This window comes from Prochlorococcus sp. MIT 1201 (genome assembly GCF_047303415.1).
Taxonomy (GTDB): domain Bacteria; phylum Cyanobacteriota; class Cyanobacteriia; order PCC-6307; family Cyanobiaceae; genus Prochlorococcus; species Prochlorococcus marinus_D.
The window spans coordinates 561,000-575,354 of record NZ_CP138947.1 but is presented as its reverse complement, the minus strand read 5'-3'; the positions used below and the strand labels follow the sequence as shown (position 1 = coordinate 575,354).

At 54.6% G+C, this 14,355-nt stretch carries 18 protein-coding genes; 7 read left to right on the top strand and 11 right to left on the bottom strand.

Annotated elements, in window-relative coordinates:
• Positions 1-9: 9 nt before the first annotated feature.
• Both SIB41_RS02790 and SIB41_RS02785 read left to right on the top strand, forming a co-directional pair.
• Positions 10-1,263, top strand: coding sequence for a 1-deoxy-D-xylulose-5-phosphate reductoisomerase (locus SIB41_RS02790; RefSeq protein ID WP_413360270.1), 1,254 nt, complete (start codon positions 10-12; stop codon positions 1,261-1,263).
• Positions 1,260-1,607: a (2Fe-2S) ferredoxin domain-containing protein gene (locus tag SIB41_RS02785; RefSeq protein ID WP_413360268.1), complete on the top strand. Its 348-nt coding sequence runs from the start codon at positions 1,260-1,262 to the stop codon at positions 1,605-1,607. The genes SIB41_RS02790 and SIB41_RS02785 overlap by 4 nt, the downstream gene beginning before the upstream one ends.
• A gap of 19 nt (positions 1,608-1,626) precedes the next feature.
• Here the strand turns inward: SIB41_RS02785 and SIB41_RS02780 are convergent, their stop codons facing one another.
• Genes SIB41_RS02780 through SIB41_RS02765 form a run of 4 tightly spaced genes read right to left on the bottom strand, consistent with a single transcriptional unit; the run spans position 1,627 to position 5,606 of the window.
• Positions 1,627-2,739, bottom strand: coding sequence for an alpha/beta fold hydrolase (locus tag SIB41_RS02780; RefSeq protein ID WP_413360266.1), 1,113 nt, complete (start codon positions 2,737-2,739; stop codon positions 1,627-1,629).
• Complete coding sequence (locus tag SIB41_RS02775) at positions 2,720-4,159, bottom strand: NAD(P)(+) transhydrogenase (Re/Si-specific) subunit beta (RefSeq protein WP_413360264.1); 1,440 nt, start codon at positions 4,157-4,159, stop codon at positions 2,720-2,722. Before SIB41_RS02775 ends, SIB41_RS02780 begins: the two co-directional genes overlap by 20 nt.
• The gene (locus SIB41_RS02770; RefSeq protein WP_011130536.1) at positions 4,159-4,464 is read right to left on the bottom strand and encodes an NAD(P) transhydrogenase subunit alpha; all 306 of its coding nucleotides are present in this window, start codon (positions 4,462-4,464) and stop codon (positions 4,159-4,161) included. Before SIB41_RS02770 ends, SIB41_RS02775 begins: the two co-directional genes overlap by 1 nt.
• Positions 4,464-5,606: a Re/Si-specific NAD(P)(+) transhydrogenase subunit alpha gene (locus SIB41_RS02765; protein WP_413360260.1), complete on the bottom strand. Its 1,143-nt coding sequence runs from the start codon at positions 5,604-5,606 to the stop codon at positions 4,464-4,466. Before SIB41_RS02765 ends, SIB41_RS02770 begins: the two co-directional genes overlap by 1 nt.
• 125 nt (positions 5,607-5,731) lie before the next feature.
• Between SIB41_RS02765 and SIB41_RS02760 the strand changes: the two genes are divergently transcribed.
• Positions 5,732-6,310 carry an EF-1 guanine nucleotide exchange domain-containing protein gene (locus tag SIB41_RS02760; RefSeq protein ID WP_413360258.1) on the top strand — a complete coding sequence of 193 codons (579 nt, stop codon included), beginning with the start codon at positions 5,732-5,734 and terminating at the stop codon, positions 6,308-6,310.
• A gap of 6 nt (positions 6,311-6,316) precedes the next feature.
• On the opposite strand, the gene SIB41_RS02755 is transcribed toward SIB41_RS02760, so the two are convergent.
• Positions 6,317-6,493 carry a hypothetical protein gene (locus tag SIB41_RS02755; protein WP_413360256.1) on the bottom strand — a complete coding sequence of 59 codons (177 nt, stop codon included), beginning with the start codon at positions 6,491-6,493 and terminating at the stop codon, positions 6,317-6,319.
• 124 nt (positions 6,494-6,617) lie between these two features.
• Here SIB41_RS02755 and SIB41_RS02750 point away from each other — a divergent pair, with 124 nt between their 5' ends.
• The gene (locus SIB41_RS02750) at positions 6,618-8,039 is read left to right on the top strand and encodes a DEAD/DEAH box helicase (RefSeq protein ID WP_413361339.1); all 1,422 of its coding nucleotides are present in this window, start codon (positions 6,618-6,620) and stop codon (positions 8,037-8,039) included.
• A 94-nt stretch (positions 8,040-8,133) separates the two neighbouring features.
• Positions 8,134-8,382 (top strand): hypothetical protein, encoded by a 249-nt coding sequence (locus tag SIB41_RS02745; protein WP_041385095.1) that lies wholly within the window; start codon positions 8,134-8,136, stop codon positions 8,380-8,382.
• Positions 8,383-8,728: 346 nt separating this feature from the next.
• Here SIB41_RS02745 and infA read toward each other — a convergent pair whose 3' ends face one another.
• Complete coding sequence (infA, locus tag SIB41_RS02740) at positions 8,729-8,998, bottom strand: translation initiation factor IF-1 (protein ID WP_006041809.1); 270 nt, start codon at positions 8,996-8,998, stop codon at positions 8,729-8,731.
• A 267-nt stretch (positions 8,999-9,265) separates the two neighbouring features.
• Between infA and SIB41_RS02735 the strand changes: the two genes are divergently transcribed.
• A complete protein-coding gene (locus SIB41_RS02735; RefSeq protein WP_413360253.1) occupies positions 9,266-9,877 on the top strand; it encodes a pseudouridine synthase in 612 nt (203 codons plus the stop codon).
• On the opposite strand, the gene SIB41_RS02730 is transcribed toward SIB41_RS02735, so the two are convergent.
• The 5 genes from SIB41_RS02730 to SIB41_RS02710 all read right to left on the bottom strand — a co-directional run bounded on the left by SIB41_RS02730 (position 9,846) and on the right by SIB41_RS02710 (position 13,441).
• Complete coding sequence (locus tag SIB41_RS02730; RefSeq protein ID WP_063415489.1) at positions 9,846-10,649, bottom strand: methyltransferase domain-containing protein; 804 nt, start codon at positions 10,647-10,649, stop codon at positions 9,846-9,848. The two genes, SIB41_RS02735 and SIB41_RS02730, sit on opposite strands and share 32 nt — an antisense overlap.
• Before the next feature lie 82 nt (positions 10,650-10,731).
• Complete coding sequence (locus SIB41_RS02725) at positions 10,732-10,947, bottom strand: hypothetical protein (RefSeq protein ID WP_011130542.1); 216 nt, start codon at positions 10,945-10,947, stop codon at positions 10,732-10,734.
• Positions 10,948-11,021: 74 nt separating this feature from the next.
• Positions 11,022-11,984 carry an NmrA family NAD(P)-binding protein gene (locus tag SIB41_RS02720; protein ID WP_413360250.1) on the bottom strand — a complete coding sequence of 321 codons (963 nt, stop codon included), beginning with the start codon at positions 11,982-11,984 and terminating at the stop codon, positions 11,022-11,024.
• Between the two features lie 55 nt (positions 11,985-12,039).
• Entirely contained in the window at positions 12,040-12,138 is a 99-nt protein-coding gene (gene petM / locus SIB41_RS02715; RefSeq protein WP_011130544.1) for a cytochrome b6-f complex subunit PetM, read from the bottom strand.
• 28 nt (positions 12,139-12,166) lie between these two features.
• Positions 12,167-13,441 (bottom strand): N2,N2-dimethylguanosine tRNA methyltransferase, encoded by a 1,275-nt coding sequence (locus SIB41_RS02710; protein WP_413360248.1) that lies wholly within the window; start codon positions 13,439-13,441, stop codon positions 12,167-12,169.
• On the opposite strand from SIB41_RS02710, the gene SIB41_RS02705 reads away from it, so the two are divergent.
• Positions 13,355-14,353 (top strand): alpha/beta fold hydrolase, encoded by a 999-nt coding sequence (locus tag SIB41_RS02705; RefSeq protein ID WP_413360246.1) that lies wholly within the window; start codon positions 13,355-13,357, stop codon positions 14,351-14,353. The genes SIB41_RS02710 and SIB41_RS02705 overlap by 87 nt on opposite strands.
• The last annotated feature ends 2 nt before the right edge of the window (positions 14,354-14,355 follow it).

Here is a 14,355-nt window from a genome sequence, read left to right as displayed (position 1 = left end):
CGGAACAGTGTGAAAGCCATCAGCGTGCTGGGCTCCACAGGTTCGATCGGTACTCAAACCCTCGAGATTGCCGAAGAATTCCCTGAGCGCTTCAGGGTGGTGGCACTCACGGCCGGCACGAACGTCTCTCTTGTCGTGGAGCAGATCCAACGACATCATCCCGAGGTTGTAGCGCTCGCCGACGCGTCGCTACTGCCAGAGCTGAAGCAGCAACTCAACGCACTGCCTAGCGAGCAACAACCACCTCACTTACCTCAGTTGTTAGCGGGCCCAGAAGGGCTCAATGTGGCCGCCTCATGGGATAGCGCTGATCTCGTGGTCAGCGGCATCGTCGGCTGTGCTGGGCTACTGCCAACACTGGCAGCAATCAAAGCCGGCAAGGATCTTGCCCTCGCCAACAAAGAAACCCTGATCGCTGCAGCACCTGTCGTGCTGCCGGAATTAAAACGCAGCGGCAGCAGGCTGCTTCCAGCAGATTCCGAACACTCGGCCATTTTTCAGTGTCTGCAAGGAACACCCTGGGCGGAAAACGCACGTCTCTCCACAGGAGTTCCTACCCCTGGACTGCGCCACATCCAGCTCACAGCATCTGGAGGTGCCTTCCGCGACTGGTCAACAAAAGATCTCGAGAAAGCCACCATTGCCGATGCAACCAGCCACCCCAACTGGAGCATGGGACGCAAAATCACCGTGGATTCAGCCACCTTGATGAATAAAGGGCTAGAGGTCATCGAAGCCCATTACCTCTTTGGCATCGATTACGACCAAATCGAGATCGTGATCCACCCTCAAAGCATCATCCACTCGATGATCGAGCTGGCTGATTCCTCCGTGCTGGGGCAGCTCGGCTGGCCAGACATGAAACTACCTATCCTCTACTGCCTGAGCTGGCCGGAGCGGCTCGAAACTCCTTGGCGGCGACTAAATCTCGCCGAAGTAGGCGAACTCACCTTCCGCGCCCCTGATACCAAAAAATACCCCTGCATGAAACTTGCCTACGCCGCAGGACGGGCCGGCGGAACCATGCCAGCCGTCCTCAATGCTGCCAATGAAGAAGCAGTGGCCCAGTTCCTTGAGGAGCGCATCCATTTTCTTGACATCCCGGAAGTGATCGAGGCTGCCTGTGAACGCCACAAGCCCGACCTGCAGACACAACCCCAGCTTGATGACGTGCTTGCCGTCGATGCATGGGCACGCAAGGCCGTACAAGAGCAGGTGAAACGGGGCACCCGTCGCCTGCCACTGCCAGCCTTGACAGCATGAATTTCAAGGTGAGTCATCACCTACTTCTTTGCGCCACAGCCAACAAGGCGGCCTGTTGCAGTGCAGATGTCGGCAACGCCAGCTGGGCCAATCTCAAAAAACAAATCAAATATCATGACCTCGAAAACATCGATCGTCCAGAAGGTGTGGTTCTGCGTAGCAAGGTTGACTGTCTTCGCATCTGCAACGACGGACCAATCCTGCTGATCTGGCCAGACGGGATCTGGTATGGCGGAGTGACACCAGAACGAATCGAATCAATCGTGAAAGAGCATGTGCTTGGCGGCCAACCAATCGAAGCCTGGATCATCCGCCGGACCCCTCAGCAGCAGAGACATCCCTGAATTTTTACTGGGTTTTTAGTCAAGCTCCAAACTTTGACAGCCAACGGGCCACCACCTGATCCCCCCAGCAGCCTCCGATGGCATGGAAACCATTGTGGCCGCCGTGAGCTGTCAACAACACTTGGATTCGCTGCTCACTGGATGGAGACATATTCGCTGCCAACTGTTGAGCGGCTTCTGCTGGCACCCAGGGATCATCTAGCGCTTGCAGGAGCAGTGTTGGCGGCAGGCGACTGGGGTTCTCAAGCAAGGCGATCAACGGTGAGGCGCCAGCGTAGTAAGCATCAACATCGACATAACCCCAGCGCGGTGCTGTGATGGCAGCATCAAACTCTCGGATCGTTGCTGGCGGGCTCTGACCCTTCTCCCCATTGAGCACTCCCCTTTCCTGCACAGTCACGCCGAAGGGATCCGCCAAGGTTTGACGAATCAATCGCTGCAGCAACCAACGCTGATAAACCCTATTGCGGGGACGCTCGATTGAGGCACTGCAAGCCGCTAAATCAAGGGGACTACTGGTACAAACCAATCCATCCAAAACCGCTTGGCCAGGCGCGCGCGCGTGGCTTGGCTCAAGACAGGCATTGAGAAGCATCGTGCCCCCAAGGGAAATGCCTGCCCCAAGCAGAGGGACTGCCCCTCTCGAAGCAACACCCTCGCGCCCCAGCTGATCACAGAGCTGCCTGGCCCGTAACAACACCGGGCCAAGATCGCTGTTGCAGTCAGCGGCATAGGTCCCTGCTGAGAGATGCCGGCCAGGGTCTGCACCACGCAAATTCAAACGCAGCACAGCGAAACCAGCCGTCTGAAGAGCGCAGGCCATGCGTCGTAGGCCTTCACGTCGACTAGAGCCCCCCAATCCATGCAGCAGCAAAACCAAGCCACGCGCCTGGCGGGTGCTTTGAGGGCGATCAAACAAAGCCAATAAATGACCCGAACCCGCCATACCGCTCGGCAAGGCAGGTACTGCAATTTCAATCGCTTCGCCTCGATCACTCGGCAAGCGCACCGGTCTCAGAGTGTCCCTGAGGGTCTGCAAATCACCGCCAAGCCAAGGCAATCTCTGTCTAAAAGAAGGCATCCCGAGCTGCTGAAGCAGCTCGGGATGGGGTTCACCCCTTCTTGCCAACACCAAGCTCCTTTAGTTCAACCAAAAGATCACCCAACACTTTCTTGGCATCACCAAACACCATGGAAGTATTGGCAAGTTCAAACAGATCATTCTTAATCCCTGAGTAGCCCGCACTCATGCCCCGCTTCACCACGAACACCGTGCGAGCTTCCTGCACATCAAGCACAGGCATGCCATAAAGAGGTGAACTTGTATCGGTCTTGGCCTGAGGATTCACAACGTCGTTCGCCCCTAGCACCAGCACCACGTCAGTGGCTGGGAACTCAGGATTAATCACATCCATCTCCTTGAGCTGCTCATAAGGAACATCAGCCTCCGCCAAGAGAACGTTCATATGACCAGGCATCCGACCAGCAACCGGATGGATGGCATAGCTGACCTCAACTCCAGCTGCCTCCAAAGCACGGGTGACTTCCCTAAGCGTGTGCTGGGCCTGTGCTACAGCCAGGCCGTAACCGGGAACGATGACAACCCGCTCTGCTGCCTCAAGGGTGAGCGCACACTCTTCAGCGCTGCAACTGGTGATGTTTTTATATTCGCCACCGCCGCCAGAAGCAGCGCTTGCTCCTAACGCTCCACCAAACAACACGGATACCAACGAGCGATTCATGCCGTTGCACATCACCTGAGTAAGGATCAGACCAGCAGCTCCAACCATGGCGCCAGCCACAATCAGCAACTGACTACCAACAACGAAACCTGCAGCCGCCGCCGCAACTCCCGAATAACTGTTCAAAAGTGAGATCACCACTGGCATATCAGCGCCGCCGATCGGTAGCGTTACGCCGATTCCCAACAAACCAGACCCGATCACCAGCAACCAAAGCGCACTGACGTTGTCGCCACGGCGGCCAAGTTCGATGGCAGCCACTAAAGACATCACAGCAAGCGCAATGTTCACGGCATGCCGAACCCTGCTCTGCATCCAAGGGGGTGTTGACAGCCAGCCCTGCAGCTTTGCCATCGCCACGATGGATCCTGAGAAGGTGATCGAGCCAACAAAAACAGACACCACAATCGAGATGTCTTCAACCACTGCGCTGCCTGCTTCGCCAGCACCAGCGGCTGTCGGGAAGATTGCAACGCCGAGAGCCACCAACAACGACGACATGCCTCCGCAGCCGTTAAACAGAGCAACGGTCTCCGGCATGGAGGTCATCGGCACTCGCTGCGCTGTGATCGCACCGAGACATCCACCGACCACCGTGCCGAAGATGATCCAAATCCAGGCTTCAGCAGCGATACCGCTGGTGCCGAGATAGTTCACGATCAAACCCACCACGGCAAGCGCCATGGCAAAAGCTGCAAGGAGATTGGCCTCACGAGCAGAGCGCACCTTCGAAAGGCCCTTGATCCCAAGGGCAAGGAGTAAAACCGCGACCAGATCAATCGCGAACTTGAGGATCTCAGCAATATTCATCAGTGGTTGTCCTTACGGCGAGCGGACTTGCGGCTGAACATGGCCAGCATCCGATCAGTCACGAGAAATCCGCCAATCACGTTGAACAAGGCGAAACCAAGAGCAACAGCCCCCATCGCCAGCAGAGGGATGTTGTTACCGGCCTTGATGATCAGGGTGAGAGCGGCCAACATCGTGATCCCCGAGATCGCATTGGCACCACTCATCAAAGGCGTATGCAAAGTGGGGGGCACCTTGCCGATCAGTTCAAGGCCAAGCAAGCTGCCAAGCAGCAGCACCCAAAGGGCCTCACTCAAGAACGACATCAGTTGGCCCCTCCCATGTTGAACACATTGTTATGGCGAATCTCACCGTTGTGACTGATCAGGCACCCGGCAATTAACTCATCCTCAATGTTGAGACTGAGCTGGCCGTCCTTCAAAACGGGCTCCAACAGAGCCACCAAATTGCGGGAGTAAAGAGCACTAGCGTGATTGGGCACACTGCAAGGGAGATCGGAGGCACCGATCAACTTCACGCCGTTGCGATCGACTGTTTCACCAGGACGCGTATTCGCACAATTTCCACCCTGTTCAACGGCAAGATCGACCACCACAGCTCCTGGGCGCATGCGATCGAGCATGAGATCACTGATCAATCTGGGAGCTTTTCTCCCAGGCACCTGAGCAGTACAGATCACCACATCGGCCTCCGCCAACTGATTGGAGAGCTGCTCACGCTGAGCCGCCAGGAAAGCCTCAGAAGCCTGCTTGGCATAGCCACCAGACTCATCTGGCCTCTGCTCAATCTCAGGGGGATCGATAAAGCGTGCTCCAAGTGACTCCACCTGCTCCTTCACGGCAGAGCGAACATCACTGACGTAGACCACCGCACCCAGCCGCTTTGCCGTAGCAACTGCCTGCAATCCAGCCACACCAGCACCCAATACCACGACCCGTGCTGGCTGCACTGTGCCAGCTGCCGTCATCAACATCGGGAAGTAACGATCAAGGGCAGCTGCAGCCAACAGCACCGCCTTGTAGCCAGCAATATTGGCCTGAGAGGAAAGAGCATCCGCAGACTGTGCCCGACTAATTCTCGGCAGAAGCTCTAGGGCCATCGCTGAGAGCTTGGCCGATTTCAGCGCCGCCGCCAAAGCAGAATTGCTGTAAGGGGCCAGCAAGCCAACAATGGTGGCTCCAGGCCGCAGCTTCTGCAATGAGATTTCAGACGGTGCATGCACACAGAGGAGTAAATCCGTCTGACCCCAGAACTGTTCATCCCCAGGGGTGACCAGCTCAGCACCAACGTTTCCATAAGCAGCATCAACAAAACCTGCGGCAAGGCCGGCACCCCGCTCAATGGCAACCTTGCTGCCCAGAGAAAGAAACTTTTTCACCGTGTCCGGCGAAGCCGCAACACGGGTTTCTCCCATCGCCGATTCCAGCTGAATTAAGAGTCTGGGCAAGAGAGAAGACTGGTTTAACCAGGCGAGATTACGGGGTCGACCTCCCGATACCGGGAGCTTTCCTGAAGAAAAGTTTTTTTAGCTGAACTTTTAGCTATGAAGGAGTGTTGACTCCAACTGCCTCAATGGGCCTAACCGCAATCGAATGTCCAGATGGTGTTTGCCATAGCCATCACGGAGGCCATGCCGTGGAGCGCTCCACAATGCAGCACAACCTCCAGGGACATGGGAGAGAATGGTGTGAACGCCTGGCAGAACGGATCTACGAGATTTCGGTGGATACCTTCTCCCAAACAGTGATGCCGAGCCTCCATTCCGCAGGATGGCAGCGACGCCATTTGGATTGGGAATTCAAGCTCGACAAACAGGAGTCGGAGCCTGACAAGGCTTTGGTAGACGGGATTATCAACGCCACCGAGAGTTTCCTCCGCAGCAGTGAAGTCCACAGACTGTTCATTCAAGAACTGGTTCAGGGAACCTTTGCTGAAGCCGGTTCAGACACCCTGAGGGCATCAGCCGTTCAAAAGCTGATCGAAAACGAATTGCTAACGATGCTCAAGGAGAAAAAGGAGCAATTGCTCGATCGCTTAGCTGGTCAACTCATGGATGAGGCTCAGGGCAACTTCGAAATCGCACACACTGCCGCAAGCGAAGGCCTCAATGAGGTTGAGCACCTGCTCGTAAACCACACCGAAGCGCTCTGAACTCAGTCAGACAATTGGTAACAACTCCTGTTCCATAGCCAAGGCCTCAAGCCTCAACCCTTGGCTATGGAGCCAGCGTGCTCTCAGGATCAACGGATCAATGTCAAATTCATGGAGCCAGCACTGCTCCAGGCTGCGGCGTTGCTGAAAAATAAACTGTGATGAATGGCGGCGCTTGGCCATGGTGCCAGGGGGCCGAAAACCCCAGAAGATCTTGGCCAGAAGTTAAAGATGCCAGCAGCGAAATAAATGGTTAGAAAGACCTATCTTCTCGTGCAATGTCATCTCCAAGCCTTCCTTTGAACTGCTGAGAGAGTCCTGCCAACCCAAAATCCGACCCCGGATTTGGCAGCAACAGCTGATTCAGCTGCTTCGTCGCAGACTGTCTCCACAGGCAATTCAAGGGCGAGATGTGCTTGTGCATGCCGGCCCAGGTGCAGGCAAAACCCTCGGCGCCCTCCTCAGCTTCGAGGCCATGCAGCGAGGCGGTGGCTTAAAGCGATTCATAGTTTTTTGCCACCGCAACTCGATCCTGAATCAATGGCACCAAGCATCTAAACAACTAGGCCTCAACTTGCAGGACTGGGAAGCCTGCCCAGAACAACCCGAGATCCTCAAACAAGCAGACGGCTGGGCAGTGACCTATCAAGGTGCCGGTCTTCAGTTAGAGACCCTGATAGCAGAGCTAAAAGACTGGGCCGGTGACGGCTTACTCGCTATTGCCGATGAAGCCCACCACCTCGGGATGAATCCAGATGAACCTCAGGGCCCAGCCTGGGGACGCACCTTTCTTGCTCTCACTGGCAGCAGCAAAATACGGCTTGGTCTGACTGGCACGCCCTTCCGCGCCGACAATCTGGCCTTCTGTGCAGCCCGAAGAGTGCGCGTAGAAGCCGAGGGGGCTCTGGTGGAGCAGATCAGCCCAGACCTCTGCGTGGAACCCAGTGAGCTGATTCATGCTGGAGATGTGCGCCCCCTCGAATTCCGCTTCCAGGATGGCTGGGTGGAACACAGCCGTCCTGGACAGCCCGATCGAGATGTCTCACCCCTCTCTGCTGAAGTGCGTGAAAGCTGGCGAGCCCGCAATCTACGTAGGGCTATTCGGATCTCAGACTCAAGCAGTATTGCCTTGCAACTGTTACTACGTGCACGACGTCAACTTAAGAAGGTACGTTGTCACCATCACGATGCAGCAGGCCTTGTGATCGCTAGAGATATCGAACACGCTGGTGGCATCGCCCAGCTCCTGCAAGAGGAAGGCGATCGTGTCGAGCTGGTGCACTCCCAAGACCGTGATGCCAGTGCTCGCCTGGCAGCCTTCCAAACAAGCAAAGCCGACTGGTTAGTCAGCATCGACATGTGTGCCGAGGGATTCGATGCCCCAAGACTTCGCGTGGTTGCTTATCTCACAACGGTGGTAACGCGCAGCCGATTCATACAGGGAATCACTCGCGCGGTAAGGATCTCCACAGCAAGAGCATCGTTAGAGCCGGTACCTCGTCACCCTTCCTATGTCTTTGCACCTGCAGATCCCTTACTGATGGGCCATGCCCGAAGCTGGTCGAAGACAGAGCCATATCTCATCAGAGACAGCGAAGCGAAAGCAGAGGAAAACACAACGATGGTTCACTGGCGAGGCCCAAGCCTGCCACTCGAAGCAGTCAACGATGGAGCAGGTGCTGTCATCCGACTACGCACACCAAATCTGCCCAGTTTTTTGCAGCGTTGACGACAACTTTTCCAAAAGAAAAATGCGACGTTCTATAAAATCAAACCAAATACAGACCACTTACATGCAATTCTCTGGCCAATGGGGACCAATCATGAACACAGCTATTCGACGACGTATAAGCGTTTCAACGTGTTGGGCATCCGCCAGAATCGCCTTACTAGACAGCAAAGAGAGCTACGAAGACAGTTACGCCATCACCCAAGAATTCCGCGAGTGGATCACATGTCCAGGTGGACATCACGAACTACTTGAGGCCTCAGTTCTTGCGGTGCCGAACCTTTCCAGCAAAAGCCATTCCTACGACAAAACAAGCGACGCAGACGAGGCCCTAGAGATCTAGGCAAATTTAACCAGTGATTTCTGCTGACTTGAAATATTTTACACGCTGAAGTCAAGCCATCAGAGAAGCAATGAAAGCCTCAACTCATGAGAGCAAAATTATCACTTCTCAGAGATTATTACCAGAGTTGTTGTCACCAACAATATCATCATCTAGGCTATTTAATTGATCAAGACAACAAGCAATTCCTTAGAACAAAATTGGGATCAAGCAACAAAGATGTGTCTACCAGTAAAAAACAGCTTGTATCATTATCACATGAAAGTTGAAGTGGCAAAACCTAACAAGCAGCACTGTCAATCCTTATAAGGATTCAAGCCCAGCCCATATATTCTTATGAAGCTGATTAACGTCGTCGTGGGCCACCAGGGCGATTTCCACCCGGGCGCCCCCCTGGGGCTCCAGCATTTCGCTCTCGATAAGTGATTCTGCCTCGAGTGAGGTCATAGGGACTGATCTCCACCAGCACCTTGTCACCAGCGAGCAATTTGATGCGGAACTTGGTGAGCTTGCCGGCGGCACGACATAAACACTGATGACCGGCGGGCTGCTCAAGGGTGACCAGATAGAACCCGTTGCCTTGTTCCTTCTCAATCACACCCGAGGTTTCGATCATGCGGTTGTGCCGTGGCTCATTGGTTCAATCGGAGTTTAGGTTGCGGCCTCTGCAAACACGGCAGAGTCAAAAAGTCTCTAGGGCCGATTGTCATTTCGCCACGCTCCATGATGGTCAACCGTTAAGACTCAGGCTTAAACGATGACTCATTTCTATTGAAGCAATCAAGCGCTGACGATCCCTACAACGATTTATCTATGCTGATACTGCTCGCGTCTACTGACTGATCAGCTGACCACCCAAGCAGACGACTTCACGACCCTTCTGTTGAACAAGCCCTACGGCTTCCTAAGCCAGCTCACCCCAGAACCAGGCAGCCAGTGGAGGTGCTTAGCAGACTTGATCCCCATACCCAGGGTGTATGCGGCAGGCCGCATAGATGCTGACAGCGAAGGCCTCTTGGTTCTCACTTCCCATGGGCGCCTGCAGCATCGACTCACCAATCCCCATTTGAGCCACTGGCGGGTTTATTGGGTGCAAGTAGAGGGTTCACCTAGTGAAAGTCAACTACAAAAACTTGCCTCAGGAGTGATCATCAAGGGAAAGAGAACCCGTCCTGCCCTAGCGAGCTGGCTGAAGGGAAACGTTGCTCCGATCGTGAGAGAGCGTGAACCACCCATCCGTGTGCGGCAAAGCATCCCCACTAGCTGGCTTGAATTGAAGTTAAAAGAAGGGAGAAACAGACAGGTTCGACGGATGACAGCAGCCGTAGGGCTGCCAACCCTTCGCTTGATCCGTCATCGCATCGAGCTTGTGGATGGTGAGCCACCCCTCAGCATTGAAGGGATGGATCCTGGCCAATGGAGGCAGGTCTCATCAAGAGAGACCAACCTCCTGCTGTCCCTCCTCAATCATCCGGCAGCTGACCCACAAGCGTGACAGCGCGAAATTCAATGTCTTCAACCACCTGCCAGGGTTGATCAGAACGATCGGCATAGCTCACCTTCTCAAAGCCCAAAGCACGAAAATCCTGCAGGAAGGCCTCTTCCTGCCAGGCACCACTAATGCAGCCACTCCAGAGTTCCGGATCCTGCTGAAGAGCAAGGGGTACTGGCTTATCACAGACGATATCGCTAACAGCAAGCCGTCCACCTGGCCGCAAAACCCTGCGAATGTTGGCCAGCAGATTCTCACGATCTGCAGGATTCACCAAATTGAGCACACAGTTGCTCAACACCACATCAATCGACCGATCTGCAATAAGCGGAGCCCCATCAACCTGAGGGGCTTCAAGCGCTTCGATAGCGCCCTCCACAAAGCGCACATTGGCAAAGCCAATCCGCTCAGCCACAACTGGTGCGGCCTGTCGAGCCAGGTTGAGCATCTCAACATTGCGATCCACCCCAATCACGGCACCCGCCGAACCGATCAACTGGGCACAAATGAAGGCGTTCTTGCCACTGCCACTGCCAAGATCAAGCACAGTGTCACCAGGCTTAACCCAGCGAGTTGGGTCACCGCAGCCGTAATCGCGCTCCACAACTTCACGAGGGATGGCCTTAAGCAGGCTGAGGTCGAAAGCTACCGGGGTACACAAACAAGCTTCCTGGGCATGCGCTGCAGCTCCATAGCGCTCCTCTACAGCCTGCGTCTGATCTAACGCATCAGCTCCAGGGCCTGAAGCAGAGGGACTACAGCAACTACTGCTCATGAATCAAGCCCTTCAAGAAAGATCAATCCATTGTTGTCGACAGGGAAAGAATCGGTGGCTAAACCTGCATGACCCAAGGGCATTAGCCCAAGGCCTCCAGCAGCTCATTCACTGTCTGCAACTGGCCGTAGTAGTAATTGGCCCTAGCCCGGCGCTCAGCATCCTCGAGGCCGTCAAAGGCATCGAATCCAAGGTTGCGCCAAAGCTCATGCCCACAAGCCCGATCGAGCTCCTGAATAGCCTCACAAGACAAATTGTCTAGTCGGCGCTGCAGGTTTTTAACTTGAACAACAGACATGCCAGCAGGAGCAAAACAGATACGCAAATAGTACAAATAAACCATCCTCGTGCCAGTGCTGGATGGAAGATTCCTTAGAAAGGCAGCTTTTTCCTGCTTTCCTCGTCGAGATCTGCCTCCATCTCACGCAGACGCTTGAGGATCGTGTCGTAGTACTCGGAGATATAACTTTCAAGAGGGGTGGTTTCCGAAGGATCCAAGCCAAAGCAGGAATAGGTGTCATCCATCGGTGCATCCAAAGCAATTCCTCCTCCAGTGACCTCTGCAAAAGCAAGCCTTTCAGCCATATTCACTGACTGTTCAAAGAATGAGACCACCCTCTGGCTCAATCCGATCAGAAAAGGTGACACACGAATCACCTTGGCTGTTTTACTGCTGGACTTTTCGCAAAATTGCACAATTTCTTCGGAGGTCCAAGCCTTCGGACCCACGACAGGAAAGCTGCGGCGGATCGTTTCAGGACGCTCCAAAGCAGCCACAGCAAAACGGGCGACGTCTTGGGTATTCATGTATGCAACTGCTGTAGGCGTTTCACTCACCCAAACCGTCTGGTTTTCAAGAACAGGTATGGCGATTTGACCGATCAACCCCTGCATAAAGGCCACACCCTGCAAAATCGTGTAATCGAATGACGAATCTGCCAACAGCCTCTCAGTGCAGAATTTGATGTCCATCAGTGGCACGTTGAGATGCTTCTCAGCTGCCAACAAAGAAAGAAAGACGTAGCGCTTCACTCCTGCTGTCTCACAAGCCCTCAGCAGATTGAGCTTTCCATCCCAATCGGTTGTGTAGACACTCTCAGAATCATCTGGACGGCTCGTGGCCGCATCAATGACCGCATCGATGCCATCAAGAGCGTAATCAATAGTCTCCGGATCAAGCAGATCGCCGCAGGTGAGCTCGCAACCCCACTCCTGCAGGAAAGCCGCTTTACGAGGTTTACGGACCATGCAGCGGACCTGATGGCCAGCATCAATGGCACGACGAGCTATCTGCCGACCAAGGGTGCCAGTTCCACCAACCACCAGAACCTGCATAGGGCCCTTCAATACAAGCAAGGAGCCTATATCGAGCGACTCCAGTCTGCGAACTTCAGTCCCCCTGAAGCTTCAACAAGAGAGCACCACCTGCAAGACCAACTGGGATCAACACCCAGAAGACGGCAGCAATCCCGAAAATCTCCGAAGCCATGAATGGGCATTTGAATCACGCACACCATTTAACGCCCTTCCTGACACATCTCGTGGCAAATCCGCAAAAGCTCGGTCACTGTCGCATCGGTTCGTAGTTGTCCTGCCATCACGGCACTGCCGCAAGCCTCATGGCCAGCAAAACGCAAAGCCCTGACCAATGCCAAAACAGACGGCGGGCCAGACAAAACCAGACGCTTGGCCAGTTCAGCTGTGGACCAGCAATAGACCGGCAAGCCGATATCAGACTGCAAGCGATGCAACAGCCGAAGTGTGGCGGATGCGATCGGAACGATCGACTGTTCTGCTAACACCAACAAATCGGCCAACACAACTGGCGACTGAAGGGGGCCCAACCAAAGGGGACCGCTCACCGCCCAGCGGCCACCTCCTTGAGAACAAATACACCCTGACCATCCCTGCAGGGAGAGCAGTGGTTGAGCAAGCTGAGCACCACAAGCATCACAGCGAGCTAAAAGTCCAAGCTGACTCTCCTCACCAGCAGCAATTCGACGCTTGATCCTTACCGCAACACGAAAAGTACGACCTTCACTAAAGCTCACCAGGGGCTCCAATCCAAGCCCTAGCAGCCAGGCATGTCGTGCAAGAACCCCAAGCTGCAGCCTCAAAGCGATCTCCCAGCTGGCTGGATGCACCCGAGCCGCAGCAGCCAAACTGCGAATTGCTCCTGGCCGGTCATGACCTGTGGGAGAGCGACCATCACTACTTGCAAGCAGCAACAACCCCTCAGAAGCGAGAACCTGCAACACAGGTTGCAGAAACGCATTCGGACAACCAAAACAATCGAGATCAATCAGATCAAAACGACACTGATCGAGATAGGCTCGGCTCAGCAGGACCTCAGCGGGCTGATGAAAAAGCTTTAGCGAAATTTGCTCTTGGCGCAGAGGGGCCAAATTCCTCTCCAAAAGAGAAGCGCGCTCAAGATCGGCATCATTCACCCACAGCTCTGGCAGCTGCTCTACTCCTGACGCCAACAATGAGGGTTTAACAGCCTCCAACCCCCAGCGCAAAGCACGAATACCGCAACCAGCCATAAGGTCCAACCAGCGCAAAGCAGGCGAAAACGTCTCTCTCCTCTGCTGCTGAAAAGCAGCCAATAAAACCGAAAGATCACGGGAAGGACGAGACTCTGGGCGGAAGAAACCACCTCCTGGCTCCAAAACGACTGAGCCTTCGCGATAGTGGGTGGTGGGTTGGTTCAAGCCGCTTTGTTTGCAACTGACTTCCAGACTGCCGAGCGAGCCATTCAAGAGACAGGTGCGGACTGGGGCGAATCCCATGATTGGTATTGGCAAGGCCTACGTTGTCACTGGCGTGTACTGGGAGCAGAGGATGCACGGCCACTCGTGCTCATCCACGGATTCGGTGCCAGCAGCGCTCATTGGCGACACAATGCTGAACCCCTAAAAGCGGCAGGATTCCGCGTCTTCAGCCTTGATCTGATCGGTTTTGGAGCTTCAGCCCAGCCAGGACTAAAGCAATTTCGACGCCTCGACAATCGACTGTGGGGCAAACAATTAGCAGCCTTTCTTGAGCAAATTGTCCAGGCCAGCCCCTCTCAACAAGCATTACTAATAGGCAATTCTCTAGGAGCACTAACGGCTCTCACCACAGCCGCATTCCGCCCAGACCTTGTTGGAGCTGTGGTAGCAGCTCCATTACCGGATCCTGCATTGGTTGAACCATTGAGCTTCCGCCCCACCCGCTGGTGGCGCAGGTTGAAGCACAAGTTGATCGCAATCATCTTCCGCCTCTTGCCCCTGGAACTGATTGTTCCTCTCATCGCACGAACGCCACTCCTTAAAGCAGCTCTTCAAATGGGCTACCACCACTCCATCCAGCTAGACCATGAGCTACTAGACCTGATCGCCCAACCTGCAAGGCGACCCTCGGCAGCTCGCGCCCTACGAGCGATGTGCGTTGGCATGACACTGCGACCAGTTGGCTGCACAGCTCCTCGCTTACTAAAGCGCCTGGCTAGCAAGCCCGGTCGCCCCCCCATATTGCTTCTCTGGGGACGAGAAGACCGTTTTGTGCCATTAAAAATTGGCCATCGACTGCAGCATCAATACCCATGGATAACGCTTTCAGTGCTTGATGAAACTGGCCATTGCCCCCATGACGAATCCACCCAGGCTTTTGATCAAGCCGTGTTCAGCTGGCTGAACCTTAATTTAGGTAATGAACAATAAAG